At 68.0% G+C, this 18979-nt stretch carries 21 protein-coding genes; 6 read left to right on the forward strand and 15 right to left on the reverse strand.

Annotated features, from left to right (window positions below):
- Positions 1 to 114 precede the first annotated feature (114 nt).
- Positions 115 to 996 (forward strand): HhH-GPD family protein, encoded by an 882-nt coding sequence (locus IG75_RS0126880; RefSeq protein WP_030524128.1) that lies wholly within the window; start codon positions 115 to 117, stop codon positions 994 to 996.
- Positions 997 to 1019: 23 nt separating this feature from the next.
- Here IG75_RS0126880 and IG75_RS0126885 read toward each other — a convergent pair whose 3' ends face one another.
- The gene (locus IG75_RS0126885; protein ID WP_036515398.1) at positions 1020 to 1790 is read right to left on the reverse strand and encodes an alpha/beta fold hydrolase; all 771 of its coding nucleotides are present in this window, start codon (positions 1788 to 1790) and stop codon (positions 1020 to 1022) included.
- Between the two features lie 122 nt (positions 1791 to 1912).
- Here IG75_RS0126885 and mhuD point away from each other — a divergent pair, with 122 nt between their 5' ends.
- The 4 genes from mhuD (at position 1913) to IG75_RS37550 (ending at position 3987) form a co-directional block, all read left to right on the forward strand.
- Complete coding sequence (gene mhuD, locus IG75_RS0126890) at positions 1913 to 2227, forward strand: mycobilin-forming heme oxygenase MhuD (RefSeq protein ID WP_030524130.1); 315 nt, start codon at positions 1913 to 1915, stop codon at positions 2225 to 2227.
- 253 nt (positions 2228 to 2480) lie between these two features.
- On the forward strand, positions 2481 to 2675 hold the full coding sequence (locus tag IG75_RS0126895; protein WP_030524131.1) for a CbtB domain-containing protein: 195 nt from the start codon (positions 2481 to 2483) through the stop codon (positions 2673 to 2675).
- Complete coding sequence (locus IG75_RS0126900) at positions 2666 to 3463, forward strand: CbtA family protein (protein WP_030524132.1); 798 nt, start codon at positions 2666 to 2668, stop codon at positions 3461 to 3463. Before IG75_RS0126895 ends, IG75_RS0126900 begins: the two co-directional genes overlap by 10 nt.
- A 35-nt stretch (positions 3464 to 3498) precedes the next feature.
- Positions 3499 to 3987 carry a hypothetical protein gene (locus IG75_RS37550; RefSeq protein ID WP_051714953.1) on the forward strand — a complete coding sequence of 163 codons (489 nt, stop codon included), beginning with the start codon at positions 3499 to 3501 and terminating at the stop codon, positions 3985 to 3987.
- Positions 3988 to 4036: 49 nt separating this feature from the next.
- Here IG75_RS37550 and IG75_RS0126915 read toward each other — a convergent pair whose 3' ends face one another.
- Positions 4037 to 4480 carry an OsmC family peroxiredoxin gene (locus IG75_RS0126915; RefSeq protein WP_030524134.1) on the reverse strand — a complete coding sequence of 148 codons (444 nt, stop codon included), beginning with the start codon at positions 4478 to 4480 and terminating at the stop codon, positions 4037 to 4039.
- A gap of 55 nt (positions 4481 to 4535) precedes the next feature.
- Positions 4536 to 4988, reverse strand: coding sequence for an SRPBCC family protein (locus tag IG75_RS0126920; RefSeq protein WP_030524135.1), 453 nt, complete (start codon positions 4986 to 4988; stop codon positions 4536 to 4538).
- Between the two features lie 185 nt (positions 4989 to 5173).
- Between IG75_RS0126920 and IG75_RS0126925 the strand changes: the two genes are divergently transcribed.
- Positions 5174 to 6283, forward strand: coding sequence for a sensor histidine kinase (locus IG75_RS0126925; RefSeq protein ID WP_051714954.1), 1110 nt, complete (start codon positions 5174 to 5176; stop codon positions 6281 to 6283).
- A 9-nt stretch (positions 6284 to 6292) separates the two neighbouring features.
- Here IG75_RS0126925 and IG75_RS0126930 read toward each other — a convergent pair whose 3' ends face one another.
- The 12 genes from IG75_RS0126930 to IG75_RS37555 form a co-directional block, all read right to left on the reverse strand.
- Positions 6293 to 6943, reverse strand: coding sequence for a vWA domain-containing protein (locus IG75_RS0126930; protein WP_030524137.1), 651 nt, complete (start codon positions 6941 to 6943; stop codon positions 6293 to 6295).
- 155 nt (positions 6944 to 7098) lie between these two features.
- Positions 7099 to 9654, reverse strand: coding sequence for an ATP-dependent Clp protease ATP-binding subunit (locus IG75_RS0126935; protein WP_030524138.1), 2556 nt, complete (start codon positions 9652 to 9654; stop codon positions 7099 to 7101).
- Between the two features lie 305 nt (positions 9655 to 9959).
- The gene (locus IG75_RS0126940; protein WP_081877210.1) at positions 9960 to 10520 is read right to left on the reverse strand and encodes an FHA domain-containing protein; all 561 of its coding nucleotides are present in this window, start codon (positions 10518 to 10520) and stop codon (positions 9960 to 9962) included.
- Positions 10521 to 10839: 319 nt separating this feature from the next.
- Complete coding sequence (locus IG75_RS0126945) at positions 10840 to 11199, reverse strand: histone-like nucleoid-structuring protein Lsr2 (RefSeq protein ID WP_030524140.1); 360 nt, start codon at positions 11197 to 11199, stop codon at positions 10840 to 10842.
- Between the two features lie 117 nt (positions 11200 to 11316).
- Positions 11317 to 12783, reverse strand: coding sequence for a lysine--tRNA ligase (gene lysS, locus IG75_RS0126950; protein WP_051715026.1), 1467 nt, complete (start codon positions 12781 to 12783; stop codon positions 11317 to 11319).
- A 296-nt stretch (positions 12784 to 13079) separates the two neighbouring features.
- Positions 13080 to 13502: a rhodanese-like domain-containing protein gene (locus tag IG75_RS0126955; RefSeq protein ID WP_030524142.1), complete on the reverse strand. Its 423-nt coding sequence runs from the start codon at positions 13500 to 13502 to the stop codon at positions 13080 to 13082.
- A gap of 8 nt (positions 13503 to 13510) precedes the next feature.
- Positions 13511 to 14137 carry a cupin domain-containing protein gene (locus IG75_RS0126960; protein ID WP_081877163.1) on the reverse strand — a complete coding sequence of 209 codons (627 nt, stop codon included), beginning with the start codon at positions 14135 to 14137 and terminating at the stop codon, positions 13511 to 13513.
- A gap of 185 nt (positions 14138 to 14322) precedes the next feature.
- Positions 14323 to 15117 carry a type III pantothenate kinase gene (locus IG75_RS0126965; protein ID WP_030524144.1) on the reverse strand — a complete coding sequence of 265 codons (795 nt, stop codon included), beginning with the start codon at positions 15115 to 15117 and terminating at the stop codon, positions 14323 to 14325.
- A 15-nt stretch (positions 15118 to 15132) separates the two neighbouring features.
- On the reverse strand, positions 15133 to 15552 hold the full coding sequence (gene panD / locus IG75_RS0126970; protein WP_030524145.1) for an aspartate 1-decarboxylase: 420 nt from the start codon (positions 15550 to 15552) through the stop codon (positions 15133 to 15135).
- A 94-nt stretch (positions 15553 to 15646) separates the two neighbouring features.
- On the reverse strand, positions 15647 to 16612 hold the full coding sequence (gene panC / locus IG75_RS0126975) for a pantoate--beta-alanine ligase (protein WP_030524146.1): 966 nt from the start codon (positions 16610 to 16612) through the stop codon (positions 15647 to 15649).
- Positions 16613 to 16744: 132 nt separating this feature from the next.
- Entirely contained in the window at positions 16745 to 17692 is a 948-nt protein-coding gene (locus IG75_RS0126980; RefSeq protein WP_373863764.1) for a Rossmann-like and DUF2520 domain-containing protein, read from the reverse strand.
- A 117-nt stretch (positions 17693 to 17809) separates the two neighbouring features.
- Positions 17810 to 18952: a DUF6779 domain-containing protein gene (locus IG75_RS37555; protein ID WP_156059186.1), complete on the reverse strand. Its 1143-nt coding sequence runs from the start codon at positions 18950 to 18952 to the stop codon at positions 17810 to 17812.
- Positions 18953 to 18979 lie beyond the last annotated feature (27 nt).

Genomic DNA, 18979 nt, shown 5'->3' on the forward strand with positions numbered 1-18979 from the left:
TACAGCGCGGCGTCCATTCACGCCGAACCGGTAAAACTGCACGGTGAGGTGAACGGAGCGGGTCGGGTGAGCAGCGCAGGTATCGGAAAACCGGGTTCGGGCGGGCGCGGTGTCGTGTCGGTCGAACCCGGCGCGATCGACTCCGACACCCTGATCGACTGGTACGCCCGCACGGCCCGGGACCTGCCGTGGCGGCGGCCCGGGGTGAGCGCCTGGCAGATCCTGATGAGCGAGATCATGCTGCAGCAGACACCGGTGTCGCGGGTGGAACCGATCTGGCGGGAATGGGTGCGGCGCTGGCCGGTGCCCTCGGCCATGGCGGCGGCGAGCGCGGGCGAGGTACTGCGGGCATGGGGCAAACTCGGCTACCCGCGCCGTGCCCTGCGCCTGCACGAATGCGCGCAGGTCCTGGCCGCCGAGCACGGTGACCAGGTGCCCGACGATGTCGAGGTGCTGCTCGGACTGCCCGGGATCGGCGCCTACACCGCGCGGGCGGTCGCCTGTTTCGCCTACGGGCAGCGAGTTCCGGTGGTGGACACCAATGTCCGCCGGGTGGTGGCGCGGGCCGTACACGGACGGGAGGCCGGTAATCCGGCCGCGCGCGATCTACGGGAGACCGAGGCGCTGCTGCCCGGCCGCATCGACCGGGCCGCCGTGTTCTCGGCGGCCCTGATGGAACTCGGCGCGACGGTGTGCACCGCGCGGACCCCGGATTGCACCCGCTGCCCGCTGCCGCGTTGCGCGTGGGTCACGGCGGGCCGGCCGGTGGCCGAATCGACGCGCCGGACGCAGAAGTACGAGGGCACCGACCGGCAGGCACGCGGGCGGCTGCTCGACGTGTTGCGGGCCGCGCACGCACCGGTGGAACGCGTCCGGCTGGACCTCGCCTGGACCCGTGACCCCGGCCAGCGCGACCGCGCACTGGATTCGCTGCTGGTGGACGGGTTGATCGAACAGACCGACGACGGGCGGTTCGCCCTGGCCGGAGAGGGCTGAAGCCCGCCCGCCGGCCGGGGTGCTCAGATCTCGGCGGCGGTTTCGCGGACTCCGCGCAGGACGCGTGCGAGGAAACGCTCCACCTCGGCCCGGTAGCGCTCCGGCTGGTCATCGTGCACCAGGTGACCGGCTTCGGGGACCAGGACGTGTTCGGCGGCGGGATGTAGTTCGGCCATCCGGCGCATCTGCCCCGGCGGGGTGATCGTGTATTCGCCCTCGATCAGCAGCGTGGGCACGGTGAGCCTGCCCCACTCCCCCCAGAACGACCGGACCCCCCACTCCTCCGAGATGTCCCGGAAGGTGGCCACCTCGCCGTGCAACCGGTAACCGTCCGGGCCGCGCTGAAACGAATCGCGGAAGTAGCGACCGGCGACCGGGCCGAAATGCGCCACCAGGGCGGCCTCGTCCGCGAATGGCTGCGGCCAGGCCTCGACCATCGCGGCCCAGTGGGCGGCGGTACGGCCGGTGAAATCGGCCGCCATATCCTCCACCACCAGCCCACGCACCCGGCTCGGATGCGTGGCCGCGAACACCCATCCGTGCAGACCACCCATCGAATGCCCGATCACGATCATCGGCTCGCCGATTCGCGCGGTGGCGTCGGCCAGATCGGCGACGAGGGCGTCGGTGGTGAGTTCGGGCGGGGCGGGGCGCCCGTGCCCGGCGGCGTCGAAGGTGAACACCCGCCCGTGGTCGCGTAGCCACCGGACCTGGTCCTGCCAGGTGCGGGCGCTGCCCATCAATCCGTGCAGCAGCAGTATCGGGACCCCGGTCCCACCTTCGTCGTGCAACACCGGGCCGAGTTTATTCACATCCCTCCACCGGGTGCGGCGGCGCTCCCGGCGGCACGCGCGGTGGCCCCGCTGTGTCGTGCGGCACTGTCCCATCCGGACCCGCGATACCTAAGCTCAGGGGTATGGCTGTTGTGAAGATCAATGCGATCGAGGTCCCCGAGGGCGCGGGCCCCGAGCTGGAGAAGCGGTTCGCCCACCGCGCGCACGCGGTCGAGAACTCCCCCGGGTTCCTCGGCTTCCAATTGTTGCGGCCCACGGCCGGCGAGAACCGGTACTTCGTGGTCACCCAATGGGAGTCCGAGGAGTCCTTCGCGGCGTGGCGCGACGGCCCCGCCAAGGAGGCGCATGCCGGACAGCAGAACAAGCCGGTCGCCACCGGTGCCTCGCTGCTGGAGTTCGAGGTCGTACTCGATGTAGCGGGAAAGCCCGCTTCCTGACCATCCCGCACACCCTGGCCACGCCTCCGCCCCCGGCGGCGTGGCCAGTGCTCGTTCGCGGGCATATTGACGACCGGCAACAGCCGGTGTCACAGTTTCAAGTGAAAGCGAAGGTGATGCGGTAATCCGGTGAGAACCCGGAGCGGTCGCGCCACTGTGATGTCCACGCCGGAAAGGGTGGGCAGAGTCAGACACCCGCACCTACGCGCAACTCGCGAACCGGACGCGAGCATCCGGATGAGGAGGATCCACCATGGCCATAACCCATGTCCCGAGCAGGGCTGCCGATACAGCAGCGACCGTGCTCGTCACCGTCGGCGTCGTTCTGCTGGCACTGCTGACGCTCTACCTGGTCGGATTCGACCAGGGCGTCATCTCCCGCGGCGGAATGTTCCTGCACGAGTTGATGCACGACGGGCGCCACCTGCTGGGTGTCCCGTGCCATTGAGTGGATCTTTCGGTGCCCTGCTGCTCCGTGGTCTGCTCGCCGGTCTGATCGCCGGTCTCCTCGCGGGTGTCGTCGGTAACTTCGTCGGCGAACCCCGGGTCGAGGCCGCCATCGCCATCGAGGAGGCCGCGGCGCCCGCGCCGGAGCATGCCCATGATTCCGGCACCGGACATACGCACGGGGAGACAGCGCACGCGCACGGGGACGAGGCCGTGGTGAGCAGGCCTTGGCAGAAGTTCGGGCAGTTCCTGGCCGCCGCGCTGGCCGGGATGGCGTTCGGGGCGATCGTCGCGACCGCGGCGCATTACGCCCGGCGGTTCACCGCGCTCCCCGGTCATCGGCTGGTGCTCGGACTCGGCCTGGCCGGCTGGGTCGCGGTGGTGGCCGTACCGTTCTTCGAATATCCGGCCAACCCACCGGCGGTCGGTGACCCGGAAACGATCAACGAGCGCACACTGCTGTGGGTGGCCGCGGTGCTGCTCGGCCTGGTGGCCGTCGCGGCCGGTGTGTCCATCTGGAAAGCGCTGCGGACGCGGCCCGAATCCCTCCGGCTCGTCGCGGCGGCGGTGGGTTTCGTAATCGTCGTCACCCTCGGCTACACGGTATTGCCCGAGATCGACGAAGTGGGAGCCGACTTCCCCGCCTCCCTGCTGTGGGAGTTTCGGGCCGCGTCGCTGGCGGTGTCGACCACGCTGTGGGTAGGTATCGGCCTGGCCTTCGCCGCGCTCACCGAGTGGAGCACCCGCGGCAGTACCCGGGTACCGGAGGCCGCTGCTACCGCGGGTTGATCCGGGAAGCGCCCTGCATCGGGCAGGTTCGGTGTATGAACGACACCGCGCTCGCCCACCCGGGCAGCCCACTCGCTCGGCGGCCTGCGGCCGTCACGACCGCCTTCGTCGCGCTCGTGGCGGCCGTGGGCTGCGGTATCGCGGAAACCGCGGTCCGCGGCGCGCGCCTGCCGGACGACGTTACGGATATCGGCGCGCTCACCGCCGGTTGGCTGCCGCGCACCGCAATCTATCTGGTGGTTCTCGGTATCGCGTGGCGAATGCTGCGGGGCGAGCGCTGGGCCAGGAACCTGCTCACCGTGGGCATCGGCGTGGTCGGCACGGCATCACTGGTGGTGGAGCCCGTTCGGATGCTGGCGGCCGAGGGTGCCGGTGTATTCACCGATATGGGCACCGGGACCGTATTTCTGGCACTCACTCGTGCCGGCCATATCTGCGCGGTATTCGTCGCGATTCCCGCCATGTACACACCGAGTGCCCGGGCGTGGTTCCGGCCCGGGCACGGCGCCGATCGGGCCCGGTAGGGGGCTCTCGGCGATCCCGGGCCCCGGCGCGGGGCCCGGGACAGGCATGTCAGGATTCCAGGGCAGCGTCCAGGGTGATCTCGTCCACTCCGCCCAGAGCCTTGCTGACCGGGCATCCGGCCTTGGCCGCGGCGGCCGCCGCCGCGAAACCCGCCTCGTCGAGTCCGGACACCCGGCCGCGCACCGTCAGGGCGATCCGGCTGATCCGGAAACCGCCCGCCGGGTCGGGACCCAGGGTCACCGCGGCCGAGACGTCGAGGCTCTGCGGGGTACCGCCGGCCTGGGCGATCTCATTCGACAGCGCCATCGCGTAGCAGGACGAATGAGCCCCGGCGATCAGCTCCTCCGGGCTGGTCGTGCCGTCGGCGTCATCGGCCGACCGCTTCGGGAACGACACCTCGTACTTGCCGACCCCCGAGCTGACCAGCTCGACCTGGCCGGAGCCGTCCTGCAGACCACCGGTCCATGCGGTGCGCGCGGTACGTGTGGGCATCACGATCCTTTCGAAGACGATTCGTTGCGAGTCGGACTCGAACCTACTCGTACCCTCACCTCGTCGCAGTTCGTTCGTCCAGCCGGGCCAGCACCGCGGGCCAGGCCTCCCGATGCCGGTCGCGGGCCGCTTCGTCGGCAAAACCGCTGTGCCGCAACCTCAATCGAATACCGCGGGGTTGTTTGACGAACTCCACCCGCACCACCGTTTCCGCGCCCTCGGTGCCGCCGGCGCCGGTCACCCAGGTCAATTCGATGAGCCGGCCCGGTTCCAGACGGAGAAAGCGGCCGTAATGCGGCCGTAAGTTCCCCTCCTCCCGGGTCTCGAAATAGAACGGCTCGTTCACCTCGGGCCGCATCCGCACCGAGGACGGTTCCGCGAGCCAGATATCGAAGCCCTGGGTCCACGCCAAGTAGAGGAGTTCGGGTGAAGCCGTCATCACCCGCTCCACGGTGAGTTCGTACGGCCGTGTGGACAGGTCCGGTACACGCACTTGCTGGTCGACCATCACTGGACCATACCCGCGCCGGGGCGGCTACTGCCGTAGATGCGGTGATCACGCGCCGCTGCCGACCGACCCACCCGGAACCGGCGCATTCGTCATCGGAATACCATTGCGGCACCGGAAATCCGGATGTGCGCCGACGACCGAGCACAACAGGCGAATAGGGTGGTGCAGGTGGAGCGTTCGCGATGACGAGCTGGCAGATGGTCGGGCTACTGGGCTGGGTTGCGCTGGCCGCCGCACTGTTCGAAGTGCTGCGGCACCGGCGCCTGCTCGCACAGACCCGGCAGGCGCTGGACACCGCCGAACGCACGGCAGCGCGGCAGCAACGGGAACTCGAGGTCGGCACGGAGCGTTTGCTGATCGCCAGGGAACTGCACGATGTGGTGGGGCACAATCTCTCGCTCATCAATGTGCAGGCCGGGATGGCCCTCCAGCAGGTGGAGAACAAGTCCGCGAAAGCGGCGGGGACGGTCGCCGAGATCAAAACCACCAGCCGCAACGCGCTCGAGGATGTGCAGGCACTGCGCCACGCGATCCAGGCGGTGGGGCCCGCCTCCGGCACACCGGCACCGCCGTCTCGCGACCACGACCCGGCCGAGGACGACGGCGCGCGCGAGCATGCGAAGCGTTCCCGCCGAGCCGGTTTCGGCCGCCGCGACCGGCCCGGCAGCGACCGGCCGCAACGGAACGGAGCAGGCGCGGGCCGCCCACCGGCCGCCCCGCAAACGCCGTCCCCGCCCCCTCGCGAACCCGATCCCACCATGTCCGACCTGGACGAACTCCTGCGCAAACCCCGGCTGGCGGGGTTGACGGTGCACATGCGGGTCCTGGGAACTCCCGATTCCCTGCCCGCGGCGATCGACGACGCGGCAATTCAGATCGTCCAGGAATCCCTGGCCAATGTCGTACGCCACGCCCCGGGTTCCGAGGCCACCGTAACGGTGCGGTACACCGCCGATTCCGTGGATCTGACCGTCGACAACACCCGTCCCAGCGGTAAACCCGAACACACCGGCCCCACCCGTGGGATGGGGATCATCGCCATGCGGGAGCGCACCCACGCGCTCGGTGGCGCGTTGACCGCCGGCCCCAAACCCAGCGGCGGCTACCGGGTAGCGGCGCGGCTACCGAGCCGCCCCCTGCGGATCGCGATAGACCCGGATGCGCGGCCGCGGGCCCGTAAAGAACCCGGCGACAACGGCTCTCGCGAACCGGCGGCCCCGGTAGCGGTGACCGCCGAGCCACGCGGATCCACCGGGGCCCCGGCCGATCCGGGGACCGCCGCACCCGAGTGAACCCTCGGTTCAGCCCGGGTTCGCGTCGCGGCGCTCCTGCTCGGTGAACCCGGCCGCGCGCGCCGAGCCCGATGCTCCCGCCGGGGCCTGTAGACGCCGTGAATACGCTCCTGCCGCCCGGAAGACCCCGGCGACACCGGCCGGGGCCGCCCCGTAGGTGATGGACTGCTGCGGGGCGAAGCCGAGACCGCTCCCGATCTCGACCGCGTCCATATTGGCGCCGAGGAACAGGAAATCCCAGCTGTAGACGTTCTGCTGCTGTTCGATCAGGGACCGTACGGCGGCATGCGTCCATTCGCGGCTCGAATTCTCGTGCCCGTCGGTGAGGACGACCACGATCACGGTGCCGGGCCGCTCGTCCTCCGGCCGGGCCGCCAGTTCGGTACCGAGATCGGTGACCAGTTTGCCGATGGCGTCGTAGAGCGCCGTACCGCCGCGCGGCCGCAGCACCGGCGGCGGTACCTGATCGATCGGAACGTTCGAATACACGCATTCGTACTCGGTATCGAATTGCGCCAGGGTGACCCGCACGGCTTTCTCGGCCTGCCGCTGTTCGTCGAAATAGGCGGCCAGCCCGCCCTCGGTATCGGATTTGATGGTCTGCATGGAGCCGGAACGGTCGAGCAGGACCGCGATCGTGGTCAGGTCCGGATTCGTCATGGTGATACCCCCGATTCGTATCGAATGAACTGCCCCCACCGTACGCGCGCGCACCGACCGGCATGTCTCGCGACGGGCAGGCGGCCTCTCACCCACACGACAAGGGCCTGCCCACCGGTGTGGCACCGGTGGGCAGGCCCTTTACCGCGCTGTGGCTACTCGCCCGAAGCGGCTTCGGTCGAACCCTCGCCCGCGCCGGTGAGCACGACCTCGGGCTTCTTGTCGCCGTCTTCCTTGGTGAGCTTGGCCTTCGGGGAGAAGGTGAAGCGGGCGTCCTCGCCGGAGCCTTCGCCGTCCCAGCCCTCGACATCGACCTGGACGGTCTGGCCGGGGCCGATCTCGCCGAAGAGGATCTTCTCCGACAGCTGGTCCTCGATCTCACGCTGGATGGTGCGGCGCAGCGGCCGGGCACCGAGCACGGGGTCGAAGCCACGCTTGGCCAGCAGGTTCTTGGCGTTCTCGGTGAGCGTGATCGCCATATCCTTGTTCTTCAGCTGCCGCTCGACGCGGGCGATCATCAGATCCACCATCTCCACGATCTGGTCGGTGGTGAGCTGATGGAAGACGATCACATCGTCGATACGGTTGAGGAACTCCGGCCGGAAGTGCTTCTTCAGCTCGTCGTTGACCTTGAGCTTCATCCGCTCGTAGTTCGAGCCCTCGGCGTTGCTCTGGGTGAAGCCCAGCCCCACGGCCTTCGAGATATCGGAGGTACCGAGGTTCGAGGTGAAGATCAGCACCGTGTTCTTGAAGTCCACGGTCCGGCCCTGGCCGTCGGTGAGACGCCCGTCCTCCAAGACCTGCAACAGGGTGTTGTAGATCTCCTGGTGGGCCTTCTCGATCTCGTCGAACAGCACGACCGAGAACGGCTTGCGGCGCACCTTCTCGGTGAGCTGGCCGCCCTCTTCGTAGCCGACGTACCCGGGAGGGGCACCGAACAGCCGCGAAGCGGTGAACCGGTCGTGGAACTCGCCCATATCGATCTGGATGAGCGCGTCGTCGTCGCCGAACAGGAAGTTCGCCAGCGCCTTGGACAGCTCGGTCTTACCGACACCGGACGGACCGGCGAAGATGAACGAGCCGGACGGACGCTTCGGATCCTTCAGGCCCGCGCGGGTACGGCGGATCGCCTTGGAGACGGCCTTGACCGCGTCCTCCTGGCCGATGATCCGCTTGTGCAGCTCGTCCTCCATGCGGAGCAGACGGGTGGTCTCCTCCTCGGTGAGCTTGAAGACGGGGATACCGGTCCAGTTGGCCAGCACCTCGGCGATCTGCTCGTCGTCGACCTCGGCCACGACATCCAGGTCACCGGAGCGCCACTGCTTCTCGCGCTCGGCCCGCTTGGCGACGAGCTGCTTCTCCTTGTCGCGCAGCCGCGCGGCCTTCTCGAAGTCCTGCGCGTCGATCGCCGATTCCTTCTCCCGGCGCGCGTCGGCGATCTTGTCGTCGAATTCGCGCAGGTCCGGCGGCGCGGTCATCCGGCGGATGCGCATCCGGGCACCGGCCTCGTCGATCAGGTCGATCGCCTTGTCCGGGAGGAACCGGTCATTGATGTAGCGGTCGGCCAGGGTGGCCGCGGCCACCAGGGCACCGTCGGTGATGGACACCCGGTGGTGCGCCTCGTAGCGGTCGCGCAGACCCTTGAGGATATTGATCGTGTGCTCGACGGTCGGCTCGCCCACCTGCACCGGCTGGAACCGGCGCTCCAGGGCGGCGTCCTTCTCGATGTACTTGCGGTACTCGTCGAGGGTGGTGGCGCCGATGGTCTGCAGCTCTCCGCGGGCCAGCTTGGGCTTCAGGATGGAGGCCGCGTCGATAGCCCCCTCGGCGGCACCCGCGCCGACCAATGTGTGCAGCTCGTCGATGAACAGGATGATGTCGCCGCGGGTGTTGATCTCCTTGAGCACCTTCTTCAGGCGCTCTTCGAAATCACCGCGGTAGCGGCTGCCCGCGACCAGGGAACCCAGGTCGAGAGTGTAGAGCTGCTTGTCCTTCAGCGTCTCCGGGACCTCGCCGTTGACGATGGCCTGGGCCAGGCCCTCGACCACGGCTGTCTTACCGACACCGGGCTCGCCGATCAGGACCGGGTTGTTCTTGGTACGGCGGCTGAGCACCTGCATGACCCGCTCGATCTCCTTCGAGCGGCCGATGACGGGGTCGAGTTTGCCTTCCAGGGCCGCCTGGGTGAGGTTGCGGCCGAACTGGTCGAGCACCAGCGAAGTGGACGGGGTACCCGTCTCGCCCCGGGCGCCGGATTCCACGGGCTCCTTGCCCTGGTATCCGGACAGCAGCTGGATGACCTGCTGGCGGACCCGGTTGAGGTCGGCGCCGAGCTTGACCAGCACCTGGGCCGCGACGCCCTCGCCCTCGCGGATCAGGCCGAGCAGAATGTGCTCGGTGCCGATGTAGTTGTGACCGAGCTGCAGCGCTTCGCGCAGGCTCAGTTCCAGCACCTTCTTGGCGCGGGGGGTGAACGGAATATGACCGGACGGGGCCTGCTGGCCCTGGCCGATGATCTCTTCGACCTGGCTGCGCACGCCCTCCAGCGAGATACCGAGCGACTCCAGGGACTTGGCCGCGACACCCTCACCCTCGTGGATCAGACCCAGCAGGATGTGCTCGGTGCCGATGTAGTTGTGGTTGAGCATCCGGGCCTCTTCTTGGGCCAGGACGACGACACGCCTCGCGCGGTCGGTGAACCTCTCGAACATCGCTCCCTCACTCTCCTGCTCCGGACTTTATGGCCGGCTGACGCCGTGGTGTGTCGTGGACAACCGTCGGCTTCAGCCTGCCATGAAGGCCAGGGGTTGCGGCCCCCGCCTCCCACTCTAGTTGGCAGGGGATTACGCCGCCGCCGCTCCACCCTAAAGATGTGGGCCCGACGGCAGACCTATTCACTCATAACGCCCTTACCCACCGATTGGTTTCCCACTCCGGTTTTGCCCAGAGCGAACAGGACGACTCCCAGAGCTGGGGATATCCGGTAATCAAGGTGCAGGCGGCCGGGGGACGGCCGTCACAGATCGCGATCGGTGATCAGACCGCTGCGCATGGCCAGCGCAGCGAGCCGGACCCGCTTCTGGTTCTGCGGCAGGTCTTCGACGCCGAACTTGGCGAACAGCGCGCGCAGATGGGTCTTGACGGCGTCCACACTGAGGAACAGCTCGTCGGCGATCTGCTGGTTCGTCGCCGGGGCGGCGAAACCGGCATCCCCTTTGAACGGGCGGCACAGCGCGATGAGCACTCCCCGCTGTGCCTCGGTCAGCGAGCGCACGGTGGGCATACTCGCGCCGGAGGCGCGGGTGGCGTCGTCGGCGACGCCGTTGAAGTCGTGGAACGACACCAGCGAGGTGCCCACCCGGATACGGTCGCCGGGCATCAGCCGGCGGCGGCCGTTGATGCGTTCGCCGTTGACGAACGTGCCGTTACGGGAAAGGCCGTCGTCCACGATGGTCCAGTGCGCGGCGAGGTATTCGACGGCGGCGTGCAGCCGCGACACCTCGGCGTCCCAGCGCAGCGCCAGATCGGCACCCGCGGAGCGGCCGATGGTGATCCGCTGCCGATCGGGGCTCAACATCACCTCGCGCCTACGGCCTTCGTCATCGGTGAATCGAAGGAACGAACCGACGGATCCGGACACTGCGCCGATACCTCACCTCTCCATATCGGCAGCAACTGCCGAACACTGCGGACCTCTTGCACTGCGGCGCACCGGGCCCGGCCGATCACATCTATGGTGCCGGGCAGTCGGCCGCTCGGGCAAGATGGAACGCCGCCGGGCGCAGCGGCCCCGGCGTTCGACGCCGGGGCCAGCGGTAATTCCAAATAGCTATCGAGAAGACCAGCCGTCGGCGTGTTCTGCGAATAATCAGCACGCCCGACGGTTGAAAGAAGAACTATCCCTTCGCGGCCTTGTTGTACGCGTCGGTGATATCGGCGGAGATACGGCCACGCGCGGAAACCTTGTGACCATTCCGGCGCGCCCACTCGCGAATAGCCGCGCTTTGTTCGCGATCCATCGTGGCGCGTGCCTTGGTGTTCCCGGAGGCCGCGACAGCGGCCTTCACCCGACGCCGGCCGCTCACCCGGCGGGCACTGGTCACCCACTGCTCCAACTCGTCCCGAAGCTTCGCTGCATTCGTCGACGACAGGTCGATCTCGTACGACACCCCATCGATTGCGAACTCGATGGTCTCGTCCGCGATGGACTCACCGTCGACATCGTCGATCAGGCTAACGGTGACCTTCTTTGCCATGAGATGAACGTCCTCTCGAAATCGTGCGGCCCGCAAAATCAGGCCGATTACCCGAGGCAAGAATACCTCGAATTCGGAAAATTCCAAGACGAGCGGCCTGCTATGCAAACCGTTCGCTCAACGGCCGACCGGCCGCACTATTGGGAACAGTATCGTTTCCCGGATTCCCAATCCGGTGAGCGCCATCAACAACCTATCGATTCCCATACCGGTTCCGGTCGTCGGCGGCATCCCGTGTTCCATCGCGGCCAGGAAGTCTTCGTCGAGCACCATTGCCTCGTCGTCACCGGCCGCGGCCAGGCGCGCCTGATCGACGAACCGCTCGCGCTGGATCACCGGATCCACCAACTCCGAATAGCCGGTGGCCAACTCGAAGCCCCGGACATACAGATCCCACTTCTCGGTGACACCGGCCCGCGACCGGTGCTGCCTGGTCAGCGGGGACGTCTCGACCGGGAAATCGCGGACGAAAGTCGGCACGTACAGCTTGTCGCCGTAGCTGTGCTCCCACAGTTCCTCCACCAGTTTGCCGTGGCCGTAGCCCTTCCCTTCGGGAATTTCCAGACCGACCCGATCGGCGAGCTCGAGCAATTCCGGAACAGTTGTTTCCGGAGTGACCTCCACCCCTGTCGACTCGGACAACGACGGATACATCTCGACCGTTGTCCACTCACCGCTCAAGTCGTATTCCGAACCGTCGGCAAGTGTGACGACCTGCGTTCCCAGCGCTTCCTGGGCGACTTCCTGGATCAATTCCCGGATCATACGTGCGGAGTCGTCGTAGGTTCCGTACGCCTGATAAGTTTCGAGCATCGCGAACTCGGGCGAATGGGTGGAATCGGCACCTTCGTTACGGAAGTTGCGATTGATCTCGAAGACGCGCTCGAGCCCGCCGACCACGCAGCGCTTCAGAAACAATTCCGGAGCAATGCGCAGGTAGAGATCCATATCGAGCGCATTGGAGTGGGTGCGGAAGGGCCGGGCGGCCGCGCCGCCGTGCAGCGTCTGCAGCATCGGCGTCTCGACCTCGAGAAAATCACGGCGTTCCAGCGCGTTGCGCAGCGCGCGCACGACCGCCACCCGGGTACGGGCCGTCCGGCGGGCCTCCGGGCGCACGATCAGATCGACATAGCGCTGCCGGACCCGCGCTTCCTCGCCCATCTCCTTATGCGCTACCGGGAGCGGACGCAGTGCCTTCGCGGCCATGGACCAGGAATCGGCCATGACACTCAATTCACCCGTACGCGACGAGATGACCTCACCGTGCACGAAAACCATATCGCCGAGATCCACATCGGCCTTCCACGCCGCCAGCGCGTCCGCACCGACACCGTTCAGGCTCACCATGGCCTGCAAAGTGGTGCCGTCGCCCTCCTGCAGCTGAGCGAAGCACAATTTGCCGGTATTTCGCATGAAGATGACCCGGCCGGCCACACCGACGATCCGGCCGGTCGCGGTATCGGCCGCGAGATCCGGATAGGCGGCCCGGATTTCGGCCAGGCCATGGGTGCGCGGCACCGAAACGGGATAGGCCTCCCCGCCCGACTCGAGCAGCCGCTCCCGCTTCTCCCGGCGGATCCGCATCTGCTCGGGGACGTCGTCGACCTCCACAGAGCGGCTGGATCGCCCCGCGGGAACAACGCCCGCGGAGCCGCCGGATGACGAGATGTTCGGGTTGCTCACAGCGAACCACCCTAGCGTGCACCGCAAATCGATTCGTCATCCGCCCGCCCCAACCGCGCGATATGGAATCACTTGTGGAAGGCGCGGCAGGGCGGCCCGGGAGAAATAGACCATTTGGTTGCTTAGAATTTTCCCGGGGCGCCGACGCACAGCGGAAATGTATTGTCGTCCGGCCGCATTCGGCCGAGGACAACAATTCAGAGAACGGCGAGCGAACGAACTTCCCTGGTGAAGTGCGCGGCACCGGTGGCCACCGATCGCATACCGGCGGCTTCCAGCGCCTTGTATCCGCCGACCAGATCGGTCGCGCGATGCAACCCCAATTGGCGCAACGACGCCGCGGCGAGGCTGGAGGTGTAGCCCTCCGAGCAGACCACCACCCACTCGACATCGTGATCGGTGGCCAGGGCCAGGCGCGCCGAGCTGCTGGGATCGAGCCGCCACTCGAGCACATTCCGTTCGATGACCAGGGCTCCGGGCAGTGCCCCTTCCCTGGCCCGCTGCGCCGCGGGCCGGATATCCACCAGAATCGCCCCGCGGGCGAGCGCGGCGGGCAGTTCTACGGGATGGATCCGCCGCAACTGCGCGCGGGCCTGGTCCAGCATCTGATCAATGGTCAGTCGCGACATCAGAGGTCACCTTCGGGCTGGTCGGTGAGAACGGTGTGGGTACGCCGCAGGCTGCCGTGTCCGGTCACTTCGTAATAGGACATGGCGGTGAGCGGCGGCGAGTAGGCGTGCACGCTCAAGGTGGGGTCCAGCGGTCCGGTACCGGACAGGCCCGATACCGCGATCCGGTCGGGGGCGCGCACGACATCGTGCACCCAGCCGATGGGGAACGCGGCCTGATCGCCGGCGGCCAGCACCCGGTGACGCAATTCGGTACCGTTCCAACGGTATTCGGCCAGCGCCCCGCTGAGCACGGTGAGCGCGCCGAGCGAGCCGGCGTGATCGTGCAGTTTCGTGGATTTGTCCGGGGTCCAGCTGATCAGCCAGACATCGACCTCGTCGTCGGCGACCAGGCGGGTGGCCCAGCGGTCGACCGCCGGCCACAGACCGTCCGCGGGAAGCAGATGGTCGTACCGTCCGGCGAGCACGTCCTCACCGGTCTCGTCGGTCAGGCGGAGCAGATCCGCCGGGCGCAGCCGCGTCGGCAGGGCCGGGGCGATCGGACGATCAGGAATCGGATTCGCGGCCGCGGCGGGATTATCGCGGGCCGGCCGACGCACTACGGACGAGAGAACAGGCGAATGCATAAGCGCATCTCCAGGAAGTAAAGAAACGGTCGAGGACTGCAGAATGCCTCGAACGGTCGAGGCGAATCAGCCTCGACAACACTCCTGGGTACGCATGCGGTTCAGCACACGGTGAGCTTAGCAAGCCGGCGTCGGCTCGGCCACATTCGAATCAGCGGAATACGTCACAGGCTCGGACGGCGGTATCAGCCACGAGCGCGGCGCTGATTGCGTTCGAAGACCAGCCGCAGACCGGTGATCGTCAGATGGGGCTCGTGGTGCTCGATGGTCTCTGATTCATCGATGATCAGCGGAGCCGCCGCACCGGTGGCCACCACCGCGACCCCCGCATCGGCGAAACCGTCGATATCGTCCCGGATACGATCGACCAGCCCGTCCACCAGGCCGGCGAAACCGAAGATCGCCCCGGACTGGATGCATTCGACGCTGTTCTTACCCACCACCGACCGGGGCCTGCTCAACTCCACCCGGCGCAACGCGGTCCGCTCGGTCAGCGCCTCGGTCGCGGTCTCCACCCCCGGTGCGATCACACCGCCGAGAAACTCCCCCTTCGCCGATACGAGATCGACGCAGATCGACACACCGAAATCCACCACGATCGCGGCGCCACCGAACTGATGATGGGCGGCGAGACTGTTCACTATCCGGTCCGCGCCGACCTCTTTCGGATTGTCCACCAGCAGCGGAATACCGGTCCGGACGCCCGGTTCCACCAGCACATGCGGTACGTGCTGCCAGTACCGATCCAGCATGAAGCGCAGCTCGCGCAATACCGGCGGCACCGTCGACAGACCTGCCACCCCGGTCACCGCATCGAGATCGGGGCCCACCAGCCCGCGCAGACTCATCGCGAACTCGTCGGCGGTATGCAACGGATTCGTATGGATCCGCCAATGCCGGACCAATTCGGCCTGCGATCCGGAACCCGCGGTCAGCCCGACCACCGTGCTGGTCGTACGGACATCGATGGTCAGGAGCATGCGGTCACCGCGCCGTCAGACGAAGGTCAGGTTGCGCGGGCTGATCAGATCCGAGCCCGCCGGCGCGTGCGCCGGATCCGAGCCCAGCTCGACCGGACGATTACGGTCATCGACGAACACGACCTTCGGGTCGTACTCGCGCAGCTCGGCCTCGTCCATCATGCCGTAGGCAATGAGAATGACCAGGTCACCAGGGTTGACCAGATGAGCCGCGGCACCATTGATACCGATCACCCCGGACCCGCGCTCGCCCGCGATCACATAGGTTTCGAGACGGGCTCCGTTATCGATGTCGACAATGCAGACCTGCTCACCCTCGAGCAGATCGGCCGCATCGAGAAGATCCTGATCAATGGTCACCGACCCGACATAGTGCAGATCGGCATGGGTCACGGTGGCCCGGTGGATCTTCGATTTCATCATGGTGCGCAACATCATCGTCGCCTTTCTGTATTGATGGCCGACCGTCCGGAGTAGACGAAAGGTGTGAACGGGCGTGCGCCTCGATCGGATCGGGCGGACAGCGGGTTCACTGGGCTCTCGTCCCGTTCGGGCCGCTCGGCACGGGCCGCCGAGAGTCGGGGGTCACCAGGTCGGCGTCGGGGTGGCCGTCGAGCGGGGCTCCCAATCGGACGGGAGCGTTGTCGATCAGCCGGGTGGTGCCGACGCGGGCCGCGATGAGCAGCCGGGCGTTGCCGGATTCCGGGGCGGGACCCAGGTCGGCGGCGCGCAGTTCGAGATAGTCCAGTTCGATCTCGGGGGCGGCGGCCAGGACCGCGTGCGCGGCCTCCAGGACGGCGTCCGCGCCGGCCGCCCCGGACCGCGCGCCGGCCAGTAGCGCGGCGGACAGCGTGGTCGCGAGCTCGCGCCGGCCGGGATCGAGGTAGCGGTTACGCGAGGAGAGCGCCAGGCCGTCGGATTCGCGCACGGTCGGCACCGCGACGATCTTCACGTCGAAGTTCAGATCGCGGACCATCTGGCGGATCAGCGTGAGCTGCTGGTAGTCCTTCTCACCGAAGAATGCCTCGTGCGGGTGCACGATCTGCAGCAGTTTGGCCACCACGGTGAGCATCCCGGCGAAATGGGTCGGCCGGGAGGCGCCCTCGAGGTCGGCGCCGACCGGTCCGGGCTGCACGGTCGTCCGCGGGCCCTCGGGATACATATCCGCCGCGCTCGGCGCGAAGACCAGGTCCACTCCCTCGCCGCGCAGCAACTCCACGTCGGCATCGAGGGTGCGGGGGTAGCTGTCCAGGTCCTCGCCGGCGCCGAACTGCAGCGGGTTGACGAAGACGGACACCACCACGATCTGGTTGGTCCGTTTGGCACGGCGCACCAGTTCGAGATGGCCTTCGTGCAGGGCACCCATGGTGGGAACCAGGCCGACGGTGCGGCCGGTACCGCGCAGCGCGCGAACGACTTTGCCGAGCACGGCCGGATCGTGCTGCACAGTGAGCTCGCCGGCACGGTACGCACCGCGCAGGGACGGGTTCGTCATAGAGCCTCCTTCGAAGCCGATACCTGGAATCCACGGAGACCGCAGCAAAGGCGAAGATGCCGCCTCATCCAACCTCCCCCGAAAGCAGTACCTGGGATCGGCGGAGGCCGCAGCGAAGGCGGAGGTATCGCCTCATTGGTGGTCCTCCAGCAGCTCGCGTAGTTCGGCGGGGGCCTGTGCCCGTTCGGCGGTACGCCGCGACAGGGCGCGGTACCCGGCGGCGATCTCGGGATCCGCCGCCGTGAGGGCCTCCAGGTGCGCCGCGACGGCCGCTGTGTCGCCGCGGGCCACCGGACCGGTGAGCGCGGCCTGGCCGCGGCGCAGCGCGTTGTCCAGGGCGGCGGAGGCCAGCGGGGCGAGCAGACGTTCCGGCAGGCCACCGGGCTGGTCGTCGACCGTCTGCTGGCCCAGCAGACCGGGTCCGGCCAGCGCCTGACGCAGCGCCTCCACCGCGTCCAGTACCAGCGTGACGAGATGGTTGCTGCCGTGCGCGAGCGCGGCGTGATAGAGCGTGCGGTGTTCCTCGGCCACCCGGACCGGTTCGCCGCCCATCTCGATCACCAGGGACTGGGCGATGGCATAGCCGATCTCGTCGGCGGCGGTGATCCCGAAACAGGCGTTGGCCAGGCGGGACAGATCTTCGTCGTGACCGGTGAAGGTCATCGCGGGATGCACGGCCAGCGGGAGCGCACCGGCTTCCCGCAGCGGGGCGAGTACACCGATGCCGTTGGCTCCGGAGGTGTGGGCCACGATCGTGCCGGGACGTACCGTGCCCGAACTCGCGAGGCCGCGGACCAGACCGGCCAGCTCGGCGTCCGGGACGGCCAGGATCAGCAGCTCGCTGCGGGCCGCGACCTCCTCGACCGGGAGGATCTGCGATTCGGGCAGCCGGGACTGCGCGCGGCGCACCGAAGCGTCGGAGATCGCGGCGACGCCGAACACCACATGTCCGGCGCGCTCGAGCGCGGCGCCGAGGGCTGATCCCACACGTCCCGCCGAGACGATGCCTACCGTCAGTCGTGCGGGCGCTGGATCACCACTCGCGGCCGGGTTGCCAGGAGTCACGCGTGGCGAGGTCAACAGTGTCCTCTCGAAGTCGTTCCAGTCCCGCGCTGCGGGTACCGGACGTTACGAGTCGAGGATAGGGCCGGCTCCGGCCGATGCGCCATGGGCGCCCCGGGTGATATATGCCGCACTTCAGGAGCTGCGCTGCTCCTCTTCCTGACGCAGGTTGGCCATGATCTCGGCGACCGACAGCCGTCGGTTCCCGGCGGCGTCGGACTGGGTGCGGCGGCGCCGGGAGTTCGCCGAACGGGGGAACAGCTTGCCCGCCGCGGACGCGGCCGGTTCTCGGGTATCTCCATCGATGGACATGCCGTCGACCACGGGCTCGGCCGGTTCGGCGGCTACGGCCGTTGCGGGCACGGCGGCGACCGGCGGGCGGGAGTCCGGGGCCTCGCTGTCCGGTGCGGGCGGACCGTAGAAGGGTTCGTCGCGCAGCAGCGGGCGGTAGCGGTCGTCGTCGCCGTCCGGTTCGTCGTACACCTCGGTGAAGGCGTCCGACCAGCTCGGCCCCGAGATTTCGGAGGTGGGCGGCCCGTAGGGCGGATCGTCGTCGAGGCGGACGATCGCCGTTTCCGCGGTGACCGGCGCGTCGTCGGGGCTCGCGAACCGCGGCCGGCCCGGGTGGTCGGTTTCGTAGACCGGGGTCACCGCCTTGCGTTCACCGGTGTCGCTCGCCGGTTCGGCGGTCCCGGCTTCGGTATCGACCCAGCCGTCTGCGGCATACGACCAGCCCGCGGCGGCGTTCGCCCAGGCGTCCACGGCCCGTCGCTCGCCTTCTTCGGGTCCCTGCCAGCCGGGTGCGAGCCCCGGCCGGTCCTCGGCGCCGGACAGCTCCTGGAGACGGAAGGCGGACGCGCGCAGCGCGGGCCGCTCCTCCGGCAGATCTCCGTCGAAGAGCCGCTCCAACTGCCGCCGCAGCACCGTCAGTTCGGCACGCAGCGCCGCCATTTCCGTCGCGTCGGCACCCAGTTCGGCACGCACCCGCGATTCGACGCCGAGTTCGTGCTCACGGCGGGCACTGATCTCACGCTCGAGTTCCAGTTCGTAGATGCGGCGCAGATCACGCATTTTCGCCTGGTACCGGCCGGCCGCCCAGGCGCCCAGCACCGCCGCCCACAGCGCCACCACCAATCCGACCCGGATGAATTGCAGACTGTCGCTCAGCACGAGAAATACGCTGGCCACCAGACCCAGTAGGACGAGTGCGCCGAGGAAGAGCTTGCCCACATCTTCCCGGCCGCGCGCGGAAGTACTACTGCGGGACGGTGAAACCATGACCGCAAGGGTAGCCGCGATATTCAT

This window comes from Nocardia rhamnosiphila NBRC 108938 (assembly GCF_000720425.1).
GTDB classification, from domain to species: domain Bacteria; phylum Actinomycetota; class Actinomycetes; order Mycobacteriales; family Mycobacteriaceae; genus Nocardia; species Nocardia rhamnosiphila.